This window comes from Rhizobium rhizogenes NBRC 13257 (genome assembly GCF_000696095.1).
In the GTDB taxonomy this organism is placed as follows: Bacteria; Pseudomonadota; Alphaproteobacteria; order Rhizobiales; family Rhizobiaceae; genus Rhizobium; species Rhizobium rhizogenes.
Window position 1 is genome coordinate 400,511 of sequence record NZ_BAYX01000002.1, and the last position, 21,135, is coordinate 421,645.

21 protein-coding genes and 3 tRNA genes are annotated in these 21,135 nt (G+C 59.8%); 22 read left to right on the forward strand and 2 right to left on the reverse strand.

The genetic code is table 11. From position 1 onward, the window contains the following. Window positions 1-8 precede the first annotated feature (8 nt). Window positions 9-84: transfer RNA gene (locus RRH01S_RS05930), tRNA-Val, on the reverse strand. Window positions 85-477: 393 nt separating this feature from the next. On the opposite strand from RRH01S_RS05930, the gene RRH01S_RS05935 reads away from it, so the two are divergent. The 22 genes from RRH01S_RS05935 to RRH01S_RS06040 all read left to right on the forward strand — a co-directional run bounded on the left by RRH01S_RS05935 (window position 478) and on the right by RRH01S_RS06040 (window position 20,535). Continuing rightward, window positions 478-554 (forward strand) — tRNA-Asp (locus tag RRH01S_RS05935). A gap of 51 nt (window positions 555-605) precedes the next feature. Then, window positions 606-682, forward strand: a tRNA-Asp gene (locus RRH01S_RS05940). A gap of 261 nt (window positions 683-943) precedes the next feature. Beyond that, window positions 944-1,309 (forward strand): NADH-quinone oxidoreductase subunit A, encoded by a 366-nt coding sequence (locus RRH01S_RS05945; RefSeq protein ID WP_034519477.1) that lies wholly within the window; start codon window positions 944-946, stop codon window positions 1,307-1,309. Then, window positions 1,300-1,881: a NuoB/complex I 20 kDa subunit family protein gene (locus RRH01S_RS05950; protein ID WP_007689948.1), complete on the forward strand. Its 582-nt coding sequence runs from the start codon at window positions 1,300-1,302 to the stop codon at window positions 1,879-1,881. Before RRH01S_RS05945 ends, RRH01S_RS05950 begins: the two co-directional genes overlap by 10 nt. A gap of 18 nt (window positions 1,882-1,899) precedes the next feature. Beyond that, on the forward strand, window positions 1,900-2,502 hold the full coding sequence (locus tag RRH01S_RS05955) for an NADH-quinone oxidoreductase subunit C (RefSeq protein ID WP_007689949.1): 603 nt from the start codon (window positions 1,900-1,902) through the stop codon (window positions 2,500-2,502). A 68-nt stretch (window positions 2,503-2,570) separates the two neighbouring features. Further along, window positions 2,571-3,761, forward strand: coding sequence for an NADH-quinone oxidoreductase subunit D (locus RRH01S_RS05960; protein ID WP_007689950.1), 1,191 nt, complete (start codon window positions 2,571-2,573; stop codon window positions 3,759-3,761). After that, the gene (locus RRH01S_RS05965; RefSeq protein ID WP_007689951.1) at window positions 3,761-4,078 is read left to right on the forward strand and encodes a hypothetical protein; all 318 of its coding nucleotides are present in this window, start codon (window positions 3,761-3,763) and stop codon (window positions 4,076-4,078) included. Before RRH01S_RS05960 ends, RRH01S_RS05965 begins: the two co-directional genes overlap by 1 nt. 15 nt (window positions 4,079-4,093) lie before the next feature. Next, window positions 4,094-5,239, forward strand: a complete 1,146-nt coding sequence (locus tag RRH01S_RS05970) for an NADH-quinone oxidoreductase subunit E (protein ID WP_007689952.1) — start codon at window positions 4,094-4,096, stop codon at window positions 5,237-5,239. 10 nt (window positions 5,240-5,249) lie between these two features. Next, a complete protein-coding gene (gene nuoF / locus RRH01S_RS05975) occupies window positions 5,250-6,554 on the forward strand; it encodes an NADH-quinone oxidoreductase subunit NuoF (protein ID WP_034518737.1) in 1,305 nt (434 codons plus the stop codon). A gap of 8 nt (window positions 6,555-6,562) precedes the next feature. Further along, window positions 6,563-7,264: a helix-hairpin-helix domain-containing protein gene (locus RRH01S_RS05980; protein WP_110924599.1), complete on the forward strand. Its 702-nt coding sequence runs from the start codon at window positions 6,563-6,565 to the stop codon at window positions 7,262-7,264. Window positions 7,265-7,504: 240 nt separating this feature from the next. Further along, complete coding sequence (nuoG, locus tag RRH01S_RS05985) at window positions 7,505-9,586, forward strand: NADH-quinone oxidoreductase subunit NuoG (protein WP_037220630.1); 2,082 nt, start codon at window positions 7,505-7,507, stop codon at window positions 9,584-9,586. A gap of 12 nt (window positions 9,587-9,598) precedes the next feature. Beyond that, on the forward strand, window positions 9,599-10,642 hold the full coding sequence (gene nuoH, locus RRH01S_RS05990) for an NADH-quinone oxidoreductase subunit NuoH (protein WP_007689956.1): 1,044 nt from the start codon (window positions 9,599-9,601) through the stop codon (window positions 10,640-10,642). 40 nt (window positions 10,643-10,682) lie between these two features. Further along, the gene (nuoI, locus tag RRH01S_RS05995) at window positions 10,683-11,174 is read left to right on the forward strand and encodes an NADH-quinone oxidoreductase subunit NuoI (protein ID WP_007689957.1); all 492 of its coding nucleotides are present in this window, start codon (window positions 10,683-10,685) and stop codon (window positions 11,172-11,174) included. Between the two features lie 152 nt (window positions 11,175-11,326). After that, window positions 11,327-11,941, forward strand: a complete 615-nt coding sequence (locus RRH01S_RS06000; RefSeq protein ID WP_034518728.1) for an NADH-quinone oxidoreductase subunit J — start codon at window positions 11,327-11,329, stop codon at window positions 11,939-11,941. Between the two features lie 31 nt (window positions 11,942-11,972). Next, window positions 11,973-12,281, forward strand: coding sequence for an NADH-quinone oxidoreductase subunit NuoK (gene nuoK / locus RRH01S_RS06005; protein WP_007689961.1), 309 nt, complete (start codon window positions 11,973-11,975; stop codon window positions 12,279-12,281). A 7-nt stretch (window positions 12,282-12,288) separates the two neighbouring features. Beyond that, the gene (gene nuoL, locus RRH01S_RS06010) at window positions 12,289-14,283 is read left to right on the forward strand and encodes an NADH-quinone oxidoreductase subunit L (protein WP_034518725.1); all 1,995 of its coding nucleotides are present in this window, start codon (window positions 12,289-12,291) and stop codon (window positions 14,281-14,283) included. Further along, window positions 14,283-15,794, forward strand: a complete 1,512-nt coding sequence (locus RRH01S_RS06015; RefSeq protein WP_034518722.1) for an NADH-quinone oxidoreductase subunit M — start codon at window positions 14,283-14,285, stop codon at window positions 15,792-15,794. Before nuoL ends, RRH01S_RS06015 begins: the two co-directional genes overlap by 1 nt. Before the next feature lie 18 nt (window positions 15,795-15,812). Next, window positions 15,813-17,255, forward strand: coding sequence for an NADH-quinone oxidoreductase subunit NuoN (nuoN, locus tag RRH01S_RS06020; RefSeq protein WP_007689969.1), 1,443 nt, complete (start codon window positions 15,813-15,815; stop codon window positions 17,253-17,255). Between the two features lie 11 nt (window positions 17,256-17,266). After that, window positions 17,267-18,022, forward strand: a complete 756-nt coding sequence (locus RRH01S_RS06025; protein WP_374188745.1) for a biotin--[acetyl-CoA-carboxylase] ligase — start codon at window positions 17,267-17,269, stop codon at window positions 18,020-18,022. Window positions 18,023-18,035: 13 nt separating this feature from the next. After that, window positions 18,036-19,709 carry a ribonuclease J gene (locus RRH01S_RS06030; RefSeq protein ID WP_037220619.1) on the forward strand — a complete coding sequence of 558 codons (1,674 nt, stop codon included), beginning with the start codon at window positions 18,036-18,038 and terminating at the stop codon, window positions 19,707-19,709. A 38-nt stretch (window positions 19,710-19,747) separates the two neighbouring features. Next, window positions 19,748-20,152 (forward strand): methylmalonyl-CoA epimerase, encoded by a 405-nt coding sequence (gene mce, locus RRH01S_RS06035; protein ID WP_007689975.1) that lies wholly within the window; start codon window positions 19,748-19,750, stop codon window positions 20,150-20,152. 104 nt (window positions 20,153-20,256) lie between these two features. Beyond that, window positions 20,257-20,535, forward strand: a complete 279-nt coding sequence (locus tag RRH01S_RS06040; RefSeq protein ID WP_007689977.1) for a DUF1467 family protein — start codon at window positions 20,257-20,259, stop codon at window positions 20,533-20,535. 363 nt (window positions 20,536-20,898) lie between these two features. Here the strand turns inward: RRH01S_RS06040 and RRH01S_RS06045 are convergent, their stop codons facing one another. Continuing rightward, window positions 20,899-21,120, reverse strand: coding sequence for a hypothetical protein (locus RRH01S_RS06045; protein ID WP_042470292.1), 222 nt, complete (start codon window positions 21,118-21,120; stop codon window positions 20,899-20,901). Between the last annotated feature and the right edge of the window lie 15 nt (window positions 21,121-21,135).

A 21,135-nucleotide genomic window follows, 5' to 3' on the forward strand; every position in this document is an offset into this window, starting at 1 on the left:
TGAAAAAATGGTGGGCGATGAGAGACTCGAACTCCCGACATCCTCGGTGTAAACGAGGCGCTCTACCAACTGAGCTAATCGCCCTTCAGCGAAGCGGTGCAATTGCCCGCCGCGTTTCGGTGGCCGTGATCTATGCGGAACGACGAAAAACCGCAAGAGTGTTTGTGAAGATTTTTTGATTTTTTTGTTCGCGCCGTCTCGGCGCAGGTTATCAACAATATGTGCTTTCTCGAAAGCAGGCCGGGGGAGGGCGGGGCGTATCAGCCGTTTTAGAAATGCGTGGGGCGCGAACCAGCCATGCTAAATCGATGGAACCGAAACGCGCCGGCGTCGCTTCTGAAAACAATTCGCAATCTGTCACGGATTTGTATTCAAACCTGCTTGACACCCAAACACGAACCCCGTAGTTAGCCGCTCATCGAACGGCTAAGGCCGCTTTGATGGGTGCGAAAGCATCCGGAACGCTTTGAAATGAATGCGGGTGTAGCTCAGTTGGTTAGAGTGCCGGCCTGTCACGCCGGAGGTCGCGGGTTCGAGCCCCGTCACTCGCGCCATTTCAAAGAATGAATTCCGGGCTTTTGCCGGGCCGTAAGGTCAAACAATGCGCGGGTGTAGCTCAGTCGGTTAGAGTGCCGGCCTGTCACGCCGGAGGTCGCGGGTTCGAGCCCCGTCACTCGCGCCATTTCGCTTCAAGTAACTACAATCAATCATCTATTTGCTGCGAGTGCGAAAGGCCCTTTTAGCCTTTGTGCCGATTTGTCGCGATATCGTTGCAACACATTGATAAGTCCGCTTCGCTAGTGCTTGAAGCGAGACATTCAAAAGGCTTGCGCCCGCGCTCCGGCTGCGCTAACCACGGCTTTGTTGCAACGCTCTTTCGCTTGGCTTGGGCATTTGCTCAAAGGCGCCGCCCCGGCGCTCATGGCAGGCAGGGATGGACATGATGACTGGACTGCTCAGTTCCTATATTCCGATAGCGATTTTCATTGGTATTGCCGTAGTGATCGGCCTGGCGTTGTTGATCACGCCGTTTGCCGTTGCTTTCAAGGCGCCCGATTCGGAAAAGCTCTCGGCCTATGAGTGCGGCTTTAACGCATTCGATGACGCCCGTATGAAGTTCGATATCCGGTTCTACCTGGTGTCGATCCTCTTCATCATCTTTGACCTGGAAGTCGCCTTCCTCTTTCCCTGGGCCGTATCCTTCAGTGCGATCGGCTGGCTCGGGTTCTGGTCGATGATGGTGTTCCTCGCGGTGCTGACCATCGGCTTTATTTATGAATGGAAAAAGGGAGCCCTGGAATGGGAGTAGCCCAAAGCAACACAACGCTCGTTGCGCCGCAGCCGAAGGGGATCATCGATCCCGCAACCGGTAAACCGGTTGGCAGCAACGATCCGTTCTTCGGCGAGATCAACAACGAGCTCGCCGACAAGGGTTTCCTGGTCACCTCGACCGATGAGCTGATCAATTGGGCTCGTACCGGTTCGCTGATGTGGATGACCTTCGGTCTTGCATGCTGCGCCGTCGAAATGATGCAGGTTTCCATGCCGCGTTACGACGTCGAGCGTTTCGGTTTCGCGCCGCGCGCCTCGCCGCGCCAGTCGGACGTCATGATCGTTGCCGGCACGCTGACCAATAAGATGGCTCCGGCGCTGCGCAAGGTCTATGACCAGATGCCGGAACCGCGTTACGTCATCTCGATGGGCTCCTGCGCCAATGGCGGCGGCTACTATCACTATTCCTATTCGGTTGTGCGCGGCTGCGACCGCATCGTGCCGATCGATATCTATATACCGGGCTGTCCTCCCACGGCGGAGGCGCTGCTTTACGGCGTGCTTCTGCTGCAGAAGAAAATCCGGCGCACCGGCACGATCGAACGGTAAGGCAGGGGACAAGGTATTATGAGTGAAGCCCTGAACGAGCTCGCCACCTATCTCACGGAAGTTCGTGGCGCCCTGATTTCGTCCAGCGAGATCAAGTATGGCGAGCTGAACGTGACGACGACGGCCGAAAACGTTATCGCACTGCTGACGTTCCTGCGTGATGATGCCAAGTGCGGCTTCGTCAACATGACGGATATTTGCGGCGTCGACTGGCCTCAGCGCCCCGATCGTTTCGATGTTGTCTATCATCTGCTGTCGCCGAAGAAGAACCTGCGTATCCGCATCAAGGTTCCGGTCGCTGAAGATCAGCCTGTTCCGTCGGCCTGCGGCATCTATCCGGGCGCCGACTGGTTCGAGCGCGAAACCTGGGACATGTACGGTGTTCTCTTCACCGGCCATCCGGATCTGCGCCGCATCCTGACCGACTATGGTTTTGAAGGCCACCCGCTGCGCAAGGATTTCCCGACCACCGGCTTCGTTGAAGTTCGTTACGATGACGCTGCCAAGCGCGTCGTCTACGAGCCGGTCGAGCTGAAGCAGGAATTCCGTAACTTCGATTTCTTGTCTCCCTGGGAAGGCACGGACTACGTGCTGCCGGGCGATGAGAAAGCAAAGGCATAATTTGATGGTGTGTGGCGGGCTTTCAGCCTGCCATTCTCTAGAATACCTGAAAACGCGAGCCCGTCGCCATGACAGAACATAACGTCCGCAACTTCAACATCAATTTCGGTCCGCAGCACCCGGCTGCGCACGGCGTTTTGCGTCTTGTCCTCGAGTTGGACGGCGAAATTGTGGAACGCGTCGATCCGCATATCGGCCTGCTGCATCGCGGCACGGAAAAGCTGATCGAGACCAAGACCTATCTGCAGGCCGTTCCTTACTTCGATCGCCTCGACTATGTGGCGCCGATGAACCAGGAACATGCCTATGCGCTGTCCGTCGAAAAGCTGCTCGGCATCGAAATTCCGATCCGTGGTCAGCTGATCCGCGTGCTCTACTCGGAAATCGGCCGTATCCTTTCGCATCTCTTGAACGTCACGACGCAGGCCATGGACGTCGGTGCGCTGACGCCACCGCTCTGGGGCTTTGAAGAGCGCGAAAAGCTGATGGTGTTCTATGAACGCGCTTCGGGCTCGCGCATGCATGCTGCCTACATTCGTCCGGGCGGCGTTCACCAGGATCTGCCGGAAAAGCTGGTCCAGGATATCGGCGATTGGTGCGATCCCTTCCTGAAGGCACTCGACGATATCGACGACCTTCTGACCGGAAACCGCATTTTCAAGCAGCGCAACGTCGACATCGGCGTCGTCTCGCTGGAAGACTGTTGGGCCTGGGGCTTCTCTGGCGTCATGGTTCGCGGCTCGGGTGCCGCCTGGGACCTGCGCCGCTCGCAGCCCTATGAGTGCTATTCGGATCTGGAATTCGACATTCCGATCGGCAAGAACGGCGACTGCTACGACCGGTATCTGATCCGTATGATCGAGATGCGCGAATCCGTCCGTATCATGAAGCAGTGCGTCAACCGTCTGCTCGGCGATGCCAAGACCGGTCCGGTTTCTTCGCTCGATGGTAAGGTCGTACCGCCGAAGCGTGGCGAGATGAAGCGTTCGATGGAAGCGTTGATCCACCACTTCAAGCTCTACACCGAAGGTTATCACGTCCCGGCTGGCGAGGTTTATTGCGCCGTCGAAGCGCCGAAGGGCGAGTTCGGCGTCTACCTCGTCTCCGACGGTTCGAACAAGCCGTATCGCTGCAAGATCCGCGCCCCGGGCTACGCGCATCTGCAGGCCATGGATTTCATGTGCCGCGGCCATCAGCTTGCCGACGTCGCGGCCGTACTCGGTTCGCTCGACATCGTGTTCGGTGAGGTGGATCGCTGATGCAGCAATGGCTGGTCATCGCTGCTGTGCTGCTTGTTGCTTCGGGCGCTTCCGCCCAGCAGGTCGGCAAGACGCAGACGTTGCCCAGCATCTCTCTGCAAGGTTCGAATGCCAAAAGCCCGAATGTTGCAAAGGGTGACAATGCAATCCCGCCAGGCACGGAATCGACCATGGCCGATCTCGTGTCACGCGGTTATGAAATCAAGGCCGCTGTGCCGAACGGCGGAAAGTTTGTTGTGTTTATGCAAAAAGACCAGTCGGCCTATGCCTGCGAATTCCTGTCCCTGACGGATACGCGGTGTGGGTCCATAAACTGAGATAAGGCGTGAAAGATGTCCGTTCGTCGACTAGCCGAAGATCAATTCCAGCCAGCAGCCTTCGCCTTCAACAAGGAGAACGCGGTCTGGGCGGAAAAGACGATCAAGAAATATCCAGAGGGCCGCCAGCAATCCGCGATCATCCCGCTGATGATGCGCGCGCAGGAGCAGGAAGGCTGGGTCACCAGGGCGGCTATCGAGACGATCGCCGATATGCTGGATATGGCCCACATCCGTGCGCTTGAAGTCGCGACCTTCTACACGCAGTTCCAGCTCAACCCGGTCGGCACCAAGGCGCATATCCAGGTCTGCGGCACGACGCCGTGCATGCTGCGCGGCGCCGAAGGGCTGGTGAAGGTCTGCAAGAGCAAGATCAATGGCCACGCCTTCGAACGCAATGCCGACGGCACGCTCTCCTGGGAAGAGGTCGAATGTCAGGGCGCCTGCGTCAATGCACCGATGGTCGTGATCGGCAAGGATACCTATGAGGATCTGACGCCGGAACGTCTCGAAGAGATCATCGATGCATTCTCAGCAGGCGAGGGCAGCAAGGTTCCGACCGGTCCGCAGATCGACCGCGTCTTCTCCGCGCCGGAAGGTGGCCTGACGTCGCTGACGACGGAGGCCCCGAAGGCAAAGAGCGCGAGCGGCAAGGCTTCCGCCAAGGTCGATGCAGCTCCGGTTCCGCCATCCGAAGCGGCTCGCCCAAAGAGCACCGACGCTGAAACCAACGCAGCGCTGAAGACACCGGCGACCGCGCCGGCAGCCGCCGCCAAGAATGTCAAGGCAGCCGAAGCGCAGCCGCTTTCAGGAACTGCCGCCGCCGAGCCTGTCAAGGCGCCGGCCAGCAAGGCCGAAAGCGCGCAGAAGCCGGCATTGACCGACAAGAACCGTCCGGCCGGCATCGAGAAGCCGGCGACCCCGGACGACTTGAAGCTGATTTCCGGCGTCGGTCCCAAGATCGAAGCCATCCTGCACGAGTTGGGTATTTTCACCTTCGCGCAGGTCGCAAAGTGGAAGAAGGCCGAACGCGAATGGGTCGACGGCTATCTGAATTTCAAGGGCCGCATCGAGCGCGACGACTGGATCAATCAGGCCAAGGCACTCGCTAAGGGTGGCGAAGCGGAATATATCAAGGTCTTCGGCAAGAAGCCGCGGTAAGAGGTGAAGCATGTTACAAGATCAAGATCGCATCTTTACCAATATCTACGGCCACAAGGACAAGTCCCTGAAGGGCGCAATGTCGCGCGGCCATTGGGACGGCACCAAGCAGATCCTCGAAAAGGGTCGTGACTGGATCATCAACGAGATGAAGGCCTCCGGTCTTCGCGGTCGTGGCGGCGCAGGCTTCCCGACCGGCCTCAAGTGGTCCTTCATGCCGAAGGAAAACGACGGCCGTCCGCACTACCTCGTCGTCAATGCCGACGAGTCGGAGCCTGGCACCTGCAAGGACCGCGACATCATGCGCCATGATCCGCATACGCTGATCGAAGGCTGCGTCATCGCCGGGTTCGCCATGGGTGCCAACACCGCTTACATCTACGTTCGCGGCGAATATATGCGTGAGCGTGAAGCGCTGCAGGCGGCGATCGACGAATGCTACGATGCCGGACTTCTCGGCAAAAACAATAAGTTGGGCTGGGATTATGATGTTTACGTTCATCATGGCGCCGGCGCTTACATCTGCGGCGAGGAAACTGCGCTGCTCGAAAGCCTGGAAGGCAAGAAGGGCCAGCCGCGCCTGAAGCCGCCATTCCCGGCCAATATGGGTCTCTACGGCTGCCCGACCACCGTCAACAACGTCGAGTCGATCGCCGTTGCCCCGACGATCCTGCGTCGCGGCGCCGGTTGGTTCTCTTCCTTCGGCCGTCCGAACAATGTCGGCACGAAGCTGTTCATGCTGTCCGGTCACGTCAATCGTCCGTGCACGGTCGAGGAAACGATGGGCATCACCTTCCGCGAGCTGGTCGACAAGCATGGCGGCGGTATTCGCGGCGGCTGGGACAATCTCCTTGCCGTCATTCCCGGCGGCGCGTCGTGCCCAATCGTTCCGGCGGCTGACATCATCGATTGCCCGATGGATTTCGACGGCCTGCGCGAAGTCAAGTCGTCCTTCGGTACGGCGGCGGCCATCGTCATGGACAAGTCCACCGACGTCATCAAGGCGATCGCCCGCATCTCGGCCTTCTTCAAGCATGAAAGCTGCGGCCAGTGCACGCCGTGCCGAGAAGGCACCGGCTGGATGTGGCGCGTGCTGGAACGTATGGCCAAGGGCAATGCGCAGAAGCGCGAGATCGACATGCTGTTCCAGGTGACGAAGCAGATCGAAGGCCATACCATCTGTGCGCTCGGCGATGCCGCCGCATGGCCGGTACAGGGTCTGATCCGCAACTTCCGCCCGGAAATCGAAAAGCGCATCGACCAGTACACGGCCAATGCGACGAGTCACGGCGCAGTGCTGGAAGCAGCCGAGTAAGGATGACGATGGCGAAGACCTCAGATACCAGGCAAGACAGCGGAGCGGCCGATGCATCGGCTGATCTCGGCCGTATTGCTGCGGATATGCTGCGGAACGCGCCGGTCATGCCGATCCATCCGTTGATGGCGCATCCCGCGGCGGCATTCGCCGCGGCTGCTGCCATCGGTTTCGGTTTCACGTCGCAGATCGCCGGAGCGTTCTTCGGCGCGCTGCAGGGCGCGGTCGAAGCGACGAACAGGCAATCTGTTGTGCCGGATGAAGAAAAGCCGGCGGCAAAGAAGGACGGGGCAGGGGAAGCGAAGCCGGTCAAGGCGTCGCCCGGTGCCAAGCCCATCGTTGCAAAGCAGGCAGCGGTGAAGAAGGTCGAGCCGAAGCTGGCCGCGGTGAAAACTGCGCCAGCAAAGGTGCCGGCGAAGGCCAAAGCCAAGATTGCCGTTGAGGCGCCGGTTGCGGCTAAGCCAGCGGCGGTTCCGGTGCGTAGCCGCAAGGCTGCCGTGAAGACGGATGACCTGAAGCGGATTTCGGGCATTGGTCCGAAGCTTGAGCAGGTTCTGAACGGGCGCGGCATTCTGCGGGTTGCCGATATCGCCGCCTGGAGCGACGCGGATATCGATCGGATCGATGCGGATCTCGGTTTCGACGGCCGTATCCGCCGTGACGATTGGGTCGGCCAGGCAAAGGCGCTCCAGCCGAAAGGCCGGGCTTGAGAGTTTTCCACGGCTGATCCAGCCTTGGAGTGAGAATGAGCGGTGGACATGGTGCAGGTGCTGCCCGTGATAGTTCGCCGGAATGCGGATCTTGTGGGGGACAAGGTTCGGCAAAGGTGATTGTGAGCAAGACTGGTGCCACGCGGCTCAAATGCCGTGCCGGTGGCGAGTAGGTGTTGCGGTCATGAAATTGTCTGTGGCCAGGTTCGGCGGCAGACGTGACATAGGACTGAGTGGACGATGGCAAAACTGAAGATTGACGGCAAAGAGATCGAAGTCCCGGATCACTACACGCTTATCCAGGCGTGCGAGGAAGCCGGCGCCGAAGTCCCGCGCTTCTGCTTCCATGAACGACTGTCGGTGGCCGGCAATTGCCGCATGTGCCTCGTCGAAGTGAAGGGTGGCCCGCCGAAGCCGCAGGCTTCCTGCGCCATGGGCGTGCGCGATATCCGCGGCGGCCCGAACGGCGAGCTTCCGGAAGTCTTCACCAACACGCCGATGGTCAAGAAGGCCCGCGAAGGCGTGATGGAATTCCTGCTGATCAACCATCCGCTGGATTGCCCGATCTGCGACCAGGGCGGCGAATGCGACCTGCAGGACCAGGCCATGGCCTTCGGTATCGACTCGTCGCGCTATCAGGAAGACAAGCGCGCCGTCGAAGACAAGTATATCGGCCCGCTCGTCAGCACCGTGATGAACCGCTGCATCCACTGCACGCGCTGCGTCCGCTTCACGACGGAAGTCGCCGGCATCTCCGAACTTGGCCTGATCGGCCGTGGCGAAGACGCCGAAATCACCACCTATCTCGAGCAGGCGATGACCTCCGAGTTGCAGGGCAACGTTGTCGACCTTTGCCCGGTCGGCGCGCTGACCTCGAAGCCCTTCGCCTTCACGGCTCGTCCGTGGGAACTGAACAAGACCGAATCGGTCGACGTCATGGACGCACTCGGCTCGGCTATCCGCGTCGACACCCGCGGCCGCGAAGTCATGCGCGTGCTGCCGCGCGTCAATGAGCAGATCAATGAAGAATGGATCTCCGACAAGACCCGCTTCATCTGGGACGGTCTGAAGACGCAGCGCCTCGACAAGCCTTACGTCCGCAAGGACGGCCGCCTGCAGCCGGCGACCTGGGGCGATGCCTTCGCTGCCATAAAGTCTGCGGTCGCTGCTACGAGCGGCGACAAGATCGGCGCGATCGCTGGCGACCTCGCATCCGTCGAGGAAATGTACGCTCTCTCCGAGCTGCTGAAATCGCTGGGATCGGAGAATCTCGACTGTCGCCAGGACGGGACGGCGCTTGATCCGTCGCTTGGCCGTGCAAGCTACATCTTCAATCCGAGCATCGAAGGCATCGAAGCCGCCGATGCGCTGCTGATCGTCGGCGCCAATCCGCGCGTCGAAGCAGCCGTGATGAATTCGCGTATCCGTAAGCGCTGGCGTCGTGGCAAGTTCCCGATCGGTGTGATCGGCGAACATGGCGACCTGCGTTACCCCTACGACTATCTCGGCGCCGGTCCGGAGACGCTTGCCGATCTCGTCAGCGGCTCGCACAGCTTCGCCGACGTTCTGAAGACCGCGCAGAAGCCGATGATCATCATCGGCCAGGGCGCGCTCATCCGCGAAGACGGCGCCAAGGTGCTGGCGAATGCCGCCAAGCTCGCCGCTGCCGTCGGCGTGGTCAAGGATGACTGGAACGGCTTTGCAGTGCTGCACACCGCAGCATCCCGCGTCGGCGGCCTCGATCTCGGCTTCGTGCCGGGCGAAAAGGGCGTCAACGCTCAGGCAATGCTCTCTTCGATGGACGTTCTCTTCCTGCTCGGCGCCGACGAACTCGACTTCAGCAGCAAGGGCGCGAAGTTCACCGTCTACATCGGCTCGCATGGCGACAACGGCGCACACAACGCCGACGTCATCCTGCCGGCGGCCACCTACACGGAGAAGTCGGGCACCTGGGTCAACACCGAGGGCCGCGTACAGGTCGGCAACCGCGCAGGCTTCGCCCCGGGCGACGCCCGCGAAGACTGGGCTGTCATCCGCGCTCTTTCCGACGTACTCGGCAAGAAGCTTCCCTTTGATTCGCTGAGAGAATTGCGCGTCAAGCTCTATGCCGCTTTCCCGCATTTCGCCGGTATTGACGAGATCGCCGAAGGCGATAGCGCTCAAATTGTCGCACTTGCGAAAAAAGCCGGCGCGATGGGCAAATCCGCGTTTGCTTCGCCGATCAAAGACTTCTATTTGACGAACCCGATAGCGCGTGCCTCGGCGGTTATGGCCGAGTGCTCCGCATTGGCCCGCAACAATTTCCAGGCTGCGGCAGAGTAAGGGCAGAGGACCATGGATTCATTCGTTTCGACCTATCTCTGGCCGGCGCTGATTATGATTGGTCAGTCCCTGCTGCTTCTGGTCTGCCTGCTGGTCTTCATCGCCTACATCCTTCTTGCCGACCGCAAGATCTGGGCGGCCGTTCAGTTGCGCCGCGGCCCGAACGTCGTCGGTCCCTTCGGCCTTTTCCAGTCCTTCGCCGACCTTTTGAAGTTCATGGTCAAGGAGCCGATCATTCCGGCCGGCGCCAACAAGGCAGTGTTCCTGCTGGCGCCGTTGGTTTCCGTGGTGTTGGCGCTCTCCACCTGGGCCGTCGTGCCGGTGGCGAACGGCTGGGTTATCGCCAACATCAATGTCGGCATTCTCTACATTCTGGCGATCTCGTCGCTCGAAGTGTACGGCATCATCATGGGCGGCTGGGCTTCGAACTCGAAGTATCCGTTCCTCGGCGCGCTGCGTTCGGCCGCGCAGATGGTGTCCTACGAAGTCTCGATCGGCCTGGTCATCGTCACCGTGCTGCTCTGCGTCGGTTCGCTCAACCTGACGGATATCGTCATGTCGCAGCAGACCGGCCTCGGCACCAAGCTCGGCCTGCCAGCCTCGTTCCTCGACTGGCACTGGCTGTCGCTGTTCCCGATGTTCATCGTGTTCTTCATTTCGGCTCTGGCTGAAACGAACCGTCCGCCCTTCGATCTTCCTGAAGCGGAATCGGAACTGGTTGCCGGCTTCATGGTCGAATACGGTTCCGCGCCGTACATGATGTTCATGCTCGGTGAATATGCCGCCGTCGTTCTGATGTGCTCGCTGACCACGATCCTTTTCCTCGGCGGCTGGTTGCCTCCGGTCGATATCTGGATCCTGAGCTGGGTTCCGGGCATCATCTGGTTCATGCTGAAGGCATGCTTCGTCTTCTTCATGTTCGCGATGGTCAAGGCTTTCGTGCCACGCTACCGCTACGACCAGCTCATGCGTCTCGGCTGGAAGGTATTCCTGCCACTGTCGCTCGCCATGGTCGTCATTGTTGCATTCGTGCTGAAGCTGACGGGATGGGCATGATGATGTCGATCCTCGCTTCAAGCAGATTTGGAGGTTGAAGATGGCCGGATTTTCCAACGCCGTCAGCTCGGTGTTCCTCAAGGAATTCGTCGGCGCATTCTTTCTGTCGATGCGTTACTTCTTCAAACAGAAGGCGACGATCAATTATCCCTTCGAAAAGGGACCGGTCAGCCCGCGCTTCCGTGGCGAACACGCCCTGCGTCGCTATCCGAACGGCGAAGAGCGCTGCATCGCCTGCAAGCTTTGCGAGGCGATCTGTCCTGCCCAGGCTATCACCATCGAAGCCGGGCCGCGCCGCAATGACGGCACCCGCCGCACGGTGCGTTACGACATCGATATGGTGAAGTGCATCTATTGCGGCTTCTGCCAGGAAGCTTGCCCGGTCGACGCCATTGTCGAAGGGCCGAACTTCGAATTCGCCACCGAAACCCGCGAAGAGCTTTATTTCGACAAGGCGCGGCTTCTGGAAAATGGCGACCGCTGGGAACGCGAAATCGCGCGCAACATCGCGATCGACTCGCCGTACCGCTAAGCGGAACTTTGAATATGCCGTGACGGGCGACTGAGATTGTCGCCGTCGCGGTTGAATAGAGACCGGGGCTTTGTGCCGGACATGTGTCCGGCCAAGTCCCATCGGGCAGGGACACTCCCGGCTGCCCGGGGGAAGACGAAAAAGGCACCAACATGGGTCTGCAGGCTCTTTTTTTCTATATCTTCGCCTTTGTCGCGGTGGCGTCGGCGTTCATGGTTATCTCGGCGCGGAATCCGGTCCACTCGGTCCTGTTCCTCATCCTGGTCTTCTTTAATGCCGCTGGCCTCTTCCTCCTCCTGGGGGCGGAATTCCTGGCGATGATCCTGCTGGTCGTCTATGTCGGCGCGGTTGCGGTTCTCTTCCTCTTCGTCGTCATGATGCTCGACATCGACTTCTCGGAGCTGAGGGCTGGCATTCTGGAATATGCCCCGATCGGCGCGCTGATCGGCATCATCCTTGCCGCCGAACTTATCGTCGTCGTCGGTGGCAGCGTGATTTCGCCCGAGATCGCCAAGTCGGTCGCCATGCCGATCCCGGCTTTGACGGAGCGGACGAACACCGCCGCGCTCGGCGACGTGCTCTATACCAACTACGTTTATTTCTTCGAGATCGCCGGCCTTGTGCTGCTGGTCGCGATGATCGGCGCTATCGTTCTGACGCTGAGACATCGCACGCACATCAAGCGCCAGAATATTTCCCAACAGGTCGCCCGCACGCCCGCGACCGCCGTCGAGGTGGTCAAGGTCAAGCCGGGGCAGGGCGTCTGAGGCGAGGCACGAGGGTCAAAGGAACAAGAACATGGTCATCGGACTTTCCCACTACCTCACGGTCAGCGCCATCCTTTTCGTGCTCGGCGTCTTCGGTATCTTCCTGAACCGCAAGAACGTGATCATCATCCTGATGTCGGTCGAGCTCATCCTGCTCGCGGTCAACATCAACATGGTCGCCTTCTCGTCGTTCCTCAACGACATCGTCGGCCAGGTCTTCGCTCTGTTCATTCTGACCGTTGCTGCTGCCGAAGCGGCCATCGGTCTGGCAATTCTCGTCGTCTTCTACCGTAACCGCGGCTCCATCGCCGTCGAAGACGTCAACGTGATGAAGGGCTGATAAAGCTATGTTCCTATATAAGGCTATCGTCTTTCTTCCCCTAATTGGCGCGATCATCGCGGGCCTGTTCGGCCGCGGCATCGGTGCCAAGGCGTCGGAATACGTCACTACCGGCTTGATGATCATTGCCGCGATCCTGTCCTGGGTCGCCTTCTTTACCGTGGCGCTCGGCCACGTCGAAGGCCCGATCAAGGTCGACGTGCTGCGCTGGATCCAGTCCGGCGGCATCGACGTCGCCTGGTCGCTGCGCATCGATACGCTGACCTCGGTGATGCTGATCGTCGTGAACTCGGTTTCGACCCTCGTTCACGTCTATTCGATCGGGTACATGCACCACGATCCGCATCGTCCGCGCTTCTTCGCCTATCTCTCGCTCTTCACCTTCGCCATGCTGATGCTGGTGACCTCCGACAACCTCGCCCAGATGTTCTTCGGCTGGGAAGGCGTTGGTCTCGCCTCGTATCTGCTCATCGGCTTCTGGTTTAAGAAGCCGTCGGCGTCCGCGGCCGCGATGAAGGCCTTCATCGTCAACCGTGTCGGCGACTTCGGTTTCGTGCTCGGCATTGCCGGCGTCTTCGTGCTCTTCGGCTCGATCAACTTCGACGTCATCTTCGGCAATGCCCAGGCATTTGCCGCGGGGCAGGGCGGTCAGCCGGGCGATATCGTTCTGAACCTCTTCGGCATGCATCTTGATCGCGGCCATGCGCTCACCGGCGTCTGCCTGCTGCTGTTCATGGGCGCCATGGGTAAGTCGGCGCAGTTCCTGCTGCACACCTGGCTGCCGGACGCCATGGAAGGCCCGACACCGGTGTCGGCGCTCATTCATGCCGCGACCATGGTTACCGCCGGCGTCTTCCTCGTCGCCCGTATGTCGCCGATCTTCGAACTCTCGCCGGATGCGCTGACCGTCGTCACCATCATCGGCGCGATCACCGCCTTCTTCGCGGCAACCGTTGGCCTCGTGCAGAACGACATCAAGCGCGTCATCGCCTATTCGACCTGTTCGCAGCTCGGCTACATGTTCGTGGCGCTGGGTGTCGGCGCTTACGGCGCGGCCATCTTCCACCTGTTCACGCACGCCTTCTTTAAGGCTCTGCTCTTCCTTTGCGCCGGCTCGGTCATCCATGCCGTCGATGGCGAGCAGGACATGCGCTTCATGGGCGGCCTTCGTCCGCACATCCAGAAGACCTTCTGGATGATGGTCATCGGCACGCTGGCGATCACCGGCGTCGGCATTCCCCTGACGCATATCGGTTTTGCCGGGTTCCTCTCGAAGGACGCGATCATCCTCGCTGCCTTCTCCTCGCATAATCCGGCCGCTGGTTTTGCCTTCACGCTGCTGGTCATCGCCGCGATGTTCACCAGCTTCTATTCCTGGCGCCTGATTTTCATGACCTTCTTCGGCAAGCCTCGCGCTTCGCATGAGGTCATGCATCATGTCCATGAATCGCCGAACGTCATGCTGATCCCGCTCTACCTGCTGGCCATCGGCGCTGTCGCCGCCGGCATGTATTTCCATGCCGATTTCGTCGGTCATGAATATGAGGAGTTCTGGAAGCACGCGCTCTTCACGCTGCCGGACAACAAGATCCTCGAAGAGATGGAGCATGCACCGCATTGGGTTGAGCTCAGCCCGTTCATCGCGATGCTGCTTGGTCTGGTCACTGCCTGGTACATGTACATCAAGTCGCCGGAAACGCCGAAGGCGCTCGCAAAGCAGCATCGTGCGCTCTACGAGTTCCTCTTGAACAAGTGGTACTTCGACGAACTCTATGACTTCCTCTTCGTCCGGTCGGCCAAGGCGCTTGGTCGCTTCCTCTGGAAGAAGGGTGACGTCGGGGTCATCGATACCTACGGTCCCAATGGTATTGCGGCCCGCGTCTCTGATGTTACCAACCGGGTCGTTCGCCTGCAGACCGGTTACCTCTATCACTATGCCTTCGCGATGCTGCTCGGTATTGCAGCCCTCGTTACCTGGATGATGCTCGGGAGTTCCCTCTGATGACCGATTGGCCTATTCTTTCAACGGTCACGTTCCTGCCGCTGGTCGGCGTTCTCATCCTGCTGTTCATGCGGGATGACGGACCCAATGGCCGCCGCAATATCCTGAACGTTTCGCTGCTGACGACGGTCTTCACCTTCATCATTTCTCTATTCATCTGGATCGGCTTCGACAACGCCAATCCGGGCTTCCAGATGATCGAGAAGCATGGCTGGCTCGGCACCGGCATCAGCTATCACCTGGGTGTCGACGGCATCTCCATGCTGTTCGTCATCCTGTCGACCTTCCTGATGCCCTTCTGCGTGCTGGCAAGCTGGCTCTCGGTCGAGAAGCGCCTGAAGGACTACATGATCGCCTTCCTCGTCCTTGAGACGATGATGATCGGCGTCTTCGTGTCGCTGGATATCGTGCTGTTCTACGTCTTCTTCGAAGCTGGCCTCATCCCGATGTTCCTGATCATCGGCGTCTGGGGCGGCAAGGACCGCGTCTACGCGAGCTACAAGTTCTTCCTCTATACGCTGCTCGGCTCGGTTCTGATGCTGCTCGCCATCATGGCGATGTACTGGCAGGCCGGTACGACGGATATCCCGGCGCTGCTTGCCTACAAGTTCCCGCCGCATATGCAGACATGGCTATGGCTTGCCTTCTTCGCCTCCTTCGCGGTGAAGATGCCGATGTGGCCGGTCCATACCTGGCTTCCCGACGCGCACGTCCAGGCGCCGACGGCGGGCTCGGTCATCCTGGCCGGCATTCTTCTGAAGCTCGGCGGCTACGGTCTCATCCGCTTCTCGCTCGGCATGTTCCCGAACGCGTCGGAATATTTCGCACCGCTCGTCTTTGCGATGTCGGTCATCGCCATCATCTACACCTCGCTGGTGGCGCTGATGCAGGAAGACATCAAGAAGCTGATCGCCTACTCCTCGGTCGCGCACATGGGCTATGTCACCATGGGCATCTTTGCGGCCAACCAGCAGGGCGTGCAGGGCGCGATCTTCCAGATGCTGTCGCACGGCATCGTCTCGGGCGCTCTCTTCCTCTGCGTCGGCGTGATCTATGACCGTACCCATACCCGCGAAATCGCGGCCTATGGCGGCCTGGTCAACAACATGCCGAAATATGCGGTCGCGATGATGGTCTTCACCATGGCCAATGTCGGTCTGCCCGGCACCTCCGGCTTCATCGGTGAATTCCTGACCCTGATCGGCGTCTTCCGCGCCAATACCTGGGTTGCGCTGTTTGCCGCCACCGGTGTCATCCTTTCGGCCGCTTACGCGCTTTGGCTTTACCGCCGCGTCATCTTCGGCGCGCTGGAAAAGGAAAACCTGAAGAAGCTGCTGGATCTGTCGCCGCGCGAACAGCTGATCCTCTATCCGCTGATCGCGTTGACGATCCTCTTCGGCGTCTATCCGGCTCCGATATTCGATGCGACGGCCGCTTCGGTGGATCTGCTTGTGAACAACTACACCGCAGCCCTGCACGCCGCGCAGAATGTTGCGCTGTCGATGAATTGATGACGGGACTTATTCGACATGACTGCTGACACAATTCTTGCAAGCCTGCATCTTTCCATCCCGGAGCTCATCCTCGCGGTCGGTGCGCTTGTGCTGCTCATGATCGGCGTCTTCTCAGGCGAACGGTCCGGTCCCACGGTCACCGGTCTTGCCATCGCGGTTCTCGCGGTGGCCGGTCTCTGGATCATCTTTGTGCCGGGCGAAGGCTTGGCCTACGGCGGCGCCTATCTCGCCGACGGCTTCTCGCGCTTCATGAAGATTGTCGCGCTGGTCGGCTCGATCGTCGCCATGTTCATGAGCATGGGGCAGGCGCGCGAGCAGCAGCTCGATCGCTTTGAATTCCCGGTGCTCCTGTTGCTGGCGACCCTCGGCATCTTGCTGATGATCTCGGCGCATGACCTGATCTCGCTCTATCTGTCGCTGGAGCTGCAGTCGCTGGCGCTCTACGTCGTCGCTGCCATCAACCGCGACAGCCTGAAGTCGACGGAAGCGGGCCTGAAGTATTTCGTGCTCGGTGCGCTGTCCTCGGGCATGCTGCTCTACGGCATGTCGCTGGTCTACGGTTTCACCGGCCACACGACCTTCGATGCGATTGCGACCGCGCTCAGCGCCGAGACCCGTTCGCTCGGCCTAGTCTTCGGTCTGGTCTTCGTTCTCGCCGGCCTTGCCTTCAAGATCTCCGCCGTGCCGTTTCACATGTGGACACCGGACGTCTATGAAGGCGCGCCGACCCCGGTGACCGCCTTCTTCGCGGCTGCTCCGAAGGTTGCGGCTATGGCGATCCTGACCCGCATCGTGATCACCGCTTTCCATCCGGTGCTCGCCGATTGGCAGCAGATCATCGTCTTCATCTCGATCGCCTCGATGGTGCTAGGCGCCTTTGCAGCAATTGGGCAGCGCAACTTCAAGCGACTGATGGCCTATTCCTCCATCGGCCACATGGGCTATGCGCTGGTTGGTCTTGCCGCCGGCAACCAGACCGGCGTCTCCGGTGTGATGCTCTATATGGTCATCTACATGGTCATGACCCTCGGCGTCTTCGCCATTATCATGGCGATGCGCCGCAAGGATGGACGTCAGGTTGAAAATGTCGACGATCTCGCCGGCCTTTCGACGACTAACCCGTTCATGGCGGTCGTGCTGACGGCGCTGATGTTCTCGCTGGCAGGCATCCCGCCGCTTGCAGGCTTCTTCGGGAAGTACTTCGTTTTCGTCGCGGCCATCCAGGCCCATCTCTATGCGCTTGCCATTATCGGCGTTCTCTCGTCGGTCGTCGGCGCCTACTACTATCTGCGCGTTATCAAGCTGATGTGGTTCGATGAAGCCAAGGACGAGTTCGTCCGCACGGACGGTTCGCTGCGTCTGGTCTTCGGCCTCTCGGGTCTCTTCGTCATCACCTACATCTTCTTTGGTGGTGCTATCGGTGGTGCTGCCGATCTTGCCGCCGCGACGCTGTTTTGATGGCGACTGACATGAACAGCCGGAAGTCGCTTGCCGACTTCCGGCATGATGCTCTCTCGGAGACTGCGTCCACCAATAGCGAATGCCTGGAGCGGGCGCGGGCTGGTGACGCCGGAAATCTCTGGGTGACGGCGGCCCGCCAGACCGGCGGTCGTGGACGCCGCGGGCGTCCCTGGGTGTCCGAACCCGGCAATCTCTACGCTTCTCTTCTTCTCATCGATCCAGCCCCCATGGATCGCCTCGGCTCGTTGCCTCTGGCTGTCGCCGTCGGTGTACATCAGGCGGTGGGCGGCGTGCTGCCTCTGGCGGCGGAGCCCGTCGAGGTCAAGTGGCCGAACGACATCCTGATCGGCCGCAAGAAGACCTGCGGCATTCTGATCGAAGGCGAAGCGCTCCCCGACGGGCGCTACGCGCTGGTCATCGGCATTGGCATCAATGTCACCTTTATGCCCGACAATCCGATGTATCCGGTCACCTGCCTGCGCGAGCAAGGCTCCACGGTGTCGCCGGAAGAACTGTTTGCACATCTCTACGCCTCCATGGCCGAGGCGTTGGCCGTCTGGAACAGCGGCAAGGGTGTTCGCGAAACAACGGCGCGCTGGCGCGAAGTTGCTTGCGGCATTGGTGAAAAGATCACAGTGAATCTGCCGGACCGTTCGATTTCCGGGCATTTTGCCGGAATTGATGATAATGGCTTGTTGATGCTCGACGCCGGCGGCGGCAAGGTTTTGCCGATCGCGGCGGGCGACGTTTTTTTCAGATCGTAGGTAAAAGATAGATATGGCGAAGCAAGACGAACTGGTGTTTCTGCCTCTCGGCGGCGTCGGCGAGATCGGCATGAACCTCGCCCTTTACGGCTATGGAACGCCGGAACATCGTCAGTGGATCATGGTCGATTGTGGCGTCACCTTTCCGGGGCCGGATCTGCCGGGCGTCGATCTCGTGCTCCCCGACATCCGTTTTCTCGCCAAGGAACGCAAGAACCTCAAGGGCATCATCATCACGCACGCCCATGAGGATCATTACGGCGCTCTGAGCGATCTCTGGCCGGGCCTGAACGTCCCGGTCTATGCCTCTGGCTTTACCGCCGGCCTGCTGGAAGCCAAGCGCGACTATGAGAGGACGATGGGCCAGATCCCGATCACCCCGTTCAAGGCTGGTGACCGCATCAACGTCGGCCCCTTCAACATCGAAGGCGTCGCCGTCAATCACTCCATTCCCGAGCCGATGTCGCTGATGATCCGCACGCCGGTCGGCAATGTCATCCATACCGGTGACTGGAAAATCGACCACGAGCCGTCGCTTGGGCCGCTCACCGACGAGGCGCGCTTCCGCCAGCTTGGCGACGAGGGCGTGCTGGCGCTGATGTGCGATTCCACCAACGCCCTGCGTGACGGTGTATCGCCCTCGGAAAAGGATGTTTCCGCAAGCCTGCGCAAGATCATCGAGAATGCCGAGGGCAGGGTAGCGATCACCACCTTCTCCTCGAATGTCGGCCGCATTCGCACCATTGCCGAGGCAGCCGAGGCCGCGGGCCGCGAGATTTTGCTGCTCGGCAGTTCGCTGAAGCGCGTGGTCGACGTCTCCCGCGATATCGGCATCATGGAAGGCCTCAAGCCGTTCATTGCCGAGGACGAGTATGGCTATATCCCGCGCGACAAGGTCGTCATCATCCTGACGGGCAGCCAGGGCGAACCCCGCGCCGCCCTTGCCAAGCTCTCACGCGATGAGATGCGCCACGTCGCGCTCGCCGCCGGCGATATCGTCGTTTTCTCCTCGCGCGCCATCCCTGGCAACGAGAAGGCGATCCAGGATATCAAGAACGGTCTCACCGAGCAGGGCGTGCATGTGGTGACGGACGCCGAAGCATTGGTCCACGTATCCGGCCACCCCCGTCGCAACGAGTTGCAGAAGATGTACGAATGGACGCGGCCGAAAGTCGTCGTGCCGGTGCATGGCGAGCCGACGCATCTGGCAGCGCATAAGGAATTGGCCGAGCAGTCGGGCATCGCCATTGTGCCTAAAGTCCGCAACGGCGATATATTGCGGCTGGCGCCCGGTTCGGTCGAAGTGATCGGCCAGGCCCCGCATGGCCGCATCTTCAAGGACGGCATACTGATCGGTGATTTTGACGAGATGGGTATCGGCGAGCGCAAGAAGCTCTCCTATGTCGGTCATGTCGCCGTCAACGTCGTGCTCGATGCCCGTTACGACATCGTCGGCGATCCGGATATCGTCGCGATCGGCCTGCCGGCCTATGACGACGAGGGCGAGGAGATGGAAGATACGCTCTTCGACGCTGTCGTCAGCGCCATCGAGAGCATTCCGCGCGCTCGCCGCAAGGATATCGACATGCTGCAGGAAGCCGCGCGCCGCGCCGTGCGCGCTGCCGCCAATCATGGCTGGGGCAAGAAGCCTGTCGTGACCGTCTTCGTCACGCGCATGGCGGGTTGATCCACGGTTTCGATCCGATCAAGGAAGAGAGAACAGCCATGCTCGGACGCATCAATCATATTGCGATTGCGGTTCCTGATATTGCCGCCGCCGCCGCCATCTATCGCGAAACGCTGGACGCCAAGGTATCCGAGCCGCAATCCCTGCCGGAACATGGCGTCACCGTCGTTTTCGTCGAGCTGCCGAACAGCAAGGTCGAGCTCGTGGAGCCGCTTGGCGATGCCTCGCCGTTGTTGAAATTCCTTGCTAAGCATCCCACTGGCGGCATGCATCACATCTGCTACGAGGTGGAGAATATCCTTGCGGCGCGCGATCGGCTGATCGCAGGCGGCGCGCGGGTGCTGGGCGATGGCGAACCCATGATCGGCGCCCATGGCAAGCCGGTGCTCTTCCTGCATCCGAAGGACTTCTTCGGGACGCTCATCGAGCTTGAGCAAGTGTGACATTAGGGCGCTGGGCCGCGCTTTGAAACCTGGCGGCTTTGGCTCTATAAGCTGTTGTGGATGAGGAGGAGACGGGTCGATCTTGGCCTGTCTTGAGGGAGCATATGGCCCAGCAGATTTTCTCGACTTGCGCCGTCTATTTCGTTGTCTGGTGGATCACGCTGTTCGCCGTCCTGCCGTTTGGCCTGCGCACGCAAGCTGAGGACAATCATGTCATCCTCGGCACGATCGAAAGCGCGCCGACGAAATTCCGGGGTTTGCGAGTGGTGCTGATCACGACGCTGGTATCCGCCGTGATCTATGCGGCATGGTATGTCAGCGCGCATTATTTCGGCTTCGGTTTCAACTCCATGCCGCAGATCATTCCACATTATGACGACTAAGGCCCATGCCCGGAAATTTCCGGGATGCAGGACTGGAAATCCTATGTCATTGAATAGCCCGGAAACTGTCACACCTTCGTCATGTGACTGGGGCAAAGAGACTGCGCAACAAGGGGCGTCGCACCGTGCCGGCTGACCGGCCCAAAGGGGCGCTTCAAAGCCTGGTTTTTGAGAAGATTCTGTGGCTGCTTGAAACGAGAAAGCAAAAAAAAACAAGGCGGTAAGCCTTGTTTTTAAGTATCGCGTGATCCTTATCCGTTGCCGGGGCAGCGACGAGCGCGCCTAAGATCTGATCCTCCCAAGACTTGACCGCGAAACGACAAGAATTTAGCCTTCCTGCCTCTTTTGTGAGCTAAAATTAGCTCAAAGAATGAGCTTTGTCATCTGTTTTTTTGCTTTTTTGTTACAGTCGCGCAGAATTTTTCTGTTGACAGTTTCTCGCCACAAATCCTTATAAACATGCATTTTTTCGAATTCGCGAAAATGGTTGATGGCGTCCGGTATTTGCGGGCGCGCGCCGGATTCGCGCCGCGCAAATGCGGGTTTCCTTCCTGCCCCGAAGCAGTTATGAACTGCCTCCAGCATTCAATTTTTTAACGA

Excerpts from the sequence above, each read along its gene's own strand:
- nuoF (WP_034518737.1), top strand. The coding sequence starts at position 5,250 with ATGTTACAAGATCAAGATCGCATCTTTACCAATATCTACGGCCACAAG.
- RRH01S_RS05960 (WP_007689950.1), top strand. The coding sequence starts at position 2,571 with ATGACAGAACATAACGTCCGCAACTTCAACATCAATTTCGGTCCGCAG.
- nuoN (WP_007689969.1), top strand. The coding sequence starts at position 15,813 with ATGACTGCTGACACAATTCTTGCAAGCCTGCATCTTTCCATCCCGGAG.
- nuoL (WP_034518725.1), top strand. The coding sequence starts at position 12,289 with ATGTTCCTATATAAGGCTATCGTCTTTCTTCCCCTAATTGGCGCGATC.
- RRH01S_RS05970 (WP_007689952.1), top strand. The coding sequence starts at position 4,094 with ATGTCCGTTCGTCGACTAGCCGAAGATCAATTCCAGCCAGCAGCCTTC.
- RRH01S_RS06000 (WP_034518728.1), top strand. The coding sequence starts at position 11,327 with ATGGGTCTGCAGGCTCTTTTTTTCTATATCTTCGCCTTTGTCGCGGTG.
- RRH01S_RS06045 (WP_042470292.1), bottom strand. The coding sequence starts at position 21,120 with ATGCTGGAGGCAGTTCATAACTGCTTCGGGGCAGGAAGGAAACCCGCA.
- mce (WP_007689975.1), top strand. The coding sequence starts at position 19,748 with ATGCTCGGACGCATCAATCATATTGCGATTGCGGTTCCTGATATTGCC.
- RRH01S_RS06015 (WP_034518722.1), top strand. The coding sequence starts at position 14,283 with ATGACCGATTGGCCTATTCTTTCAACGGTCACGTTCCTGCCGCTGGTC.
- RRH01S_RS05965 (WP_007689951.1), top strand. The coding sequence starts at position 3,761 with ATGCAGCAATGGCTGGTCATCGCTGCTGTGCTGCTTGTTGCTTCGGGC.
- RRH01S_RS06030 (WP_037220619.1), top strand. The coding sequence starts at position 18,036 with ATGGCGAAGCAAGACGAACTGGTGTTTCTGCCTCTCGGCGGCGTCGGC.
- RRH01S_RS05955 (WP_007689949.1), top strand. The coding sequence starts at position 1,900 with ATGAGTGAAGCCCTGAACGAGCTCGCCACCTATCTCACGGAAGTTCGT.
- RRH01S_RS06040 (WP_007689977.1), top strand. The coding sequence starts at position 20,257 with ATGGCCCAGCAGATTTTCTCGACTTGCGCCGTCTATTTCGTTGTCTGG.
- RRH01S_RS06025 (WP_374188745.1), top strand. The coding sequence starts at position 17,267 with ATGAACAGCCGGAAGTCGCTTGCCGACTTCCGGCATGATGCTCTCTCG.
- nuoG (WP_037220630.1), top strand. The coding sequence starts at position 7,505 with ATGGCAAAACTGAAGATTGACGGCAAAGAGATCGAAGTCCCGGATCAC.
- RRH01S_RS05950 (WP_007689948.1), top strand. The coding sequence starts at position 1,300 with ATGGGAGTAGCCCAAAGCAACACAACGCTCGTTGCGCCGCAGCCGAAG.
- nuoH (WP_007689956.1), top strand. The coding sequence starts at position 9,599 with ATGGATTCATTCGTTTCGACCTATCTCTGGCCGGCGCTGATTATGATT.
- RRH01S_RS05980 (WP_110924599.1), top strand. The coding sequence starts at position 6,563 with ATGGCGAAGACCTCAGATACCAGGCAAGACAGCGGAGCGGCCGATGCA.
- RRH01S_RS05945 (WP_034519477.1), top strand. The coding sequence starts at position 944 with ATGACTGGACTGCTCAGTTCCTATATTCCGATAGCGATTTTCATTGGT.
- nuoK (WP_007689961.1), top strand. The coding sequence starts at position 11,973 with ATGGTCATCGGACTTTCCCACTACCTCACGGTCAGCGCCATCCTTTTC.
- nuoI (WP_007689957.1), top strand. The coding sequence starts at position 10,683 with ATGGCCGGATTTTCCAACGCCGTCAGCTCGGTGTTCCTCAAGGAATTC.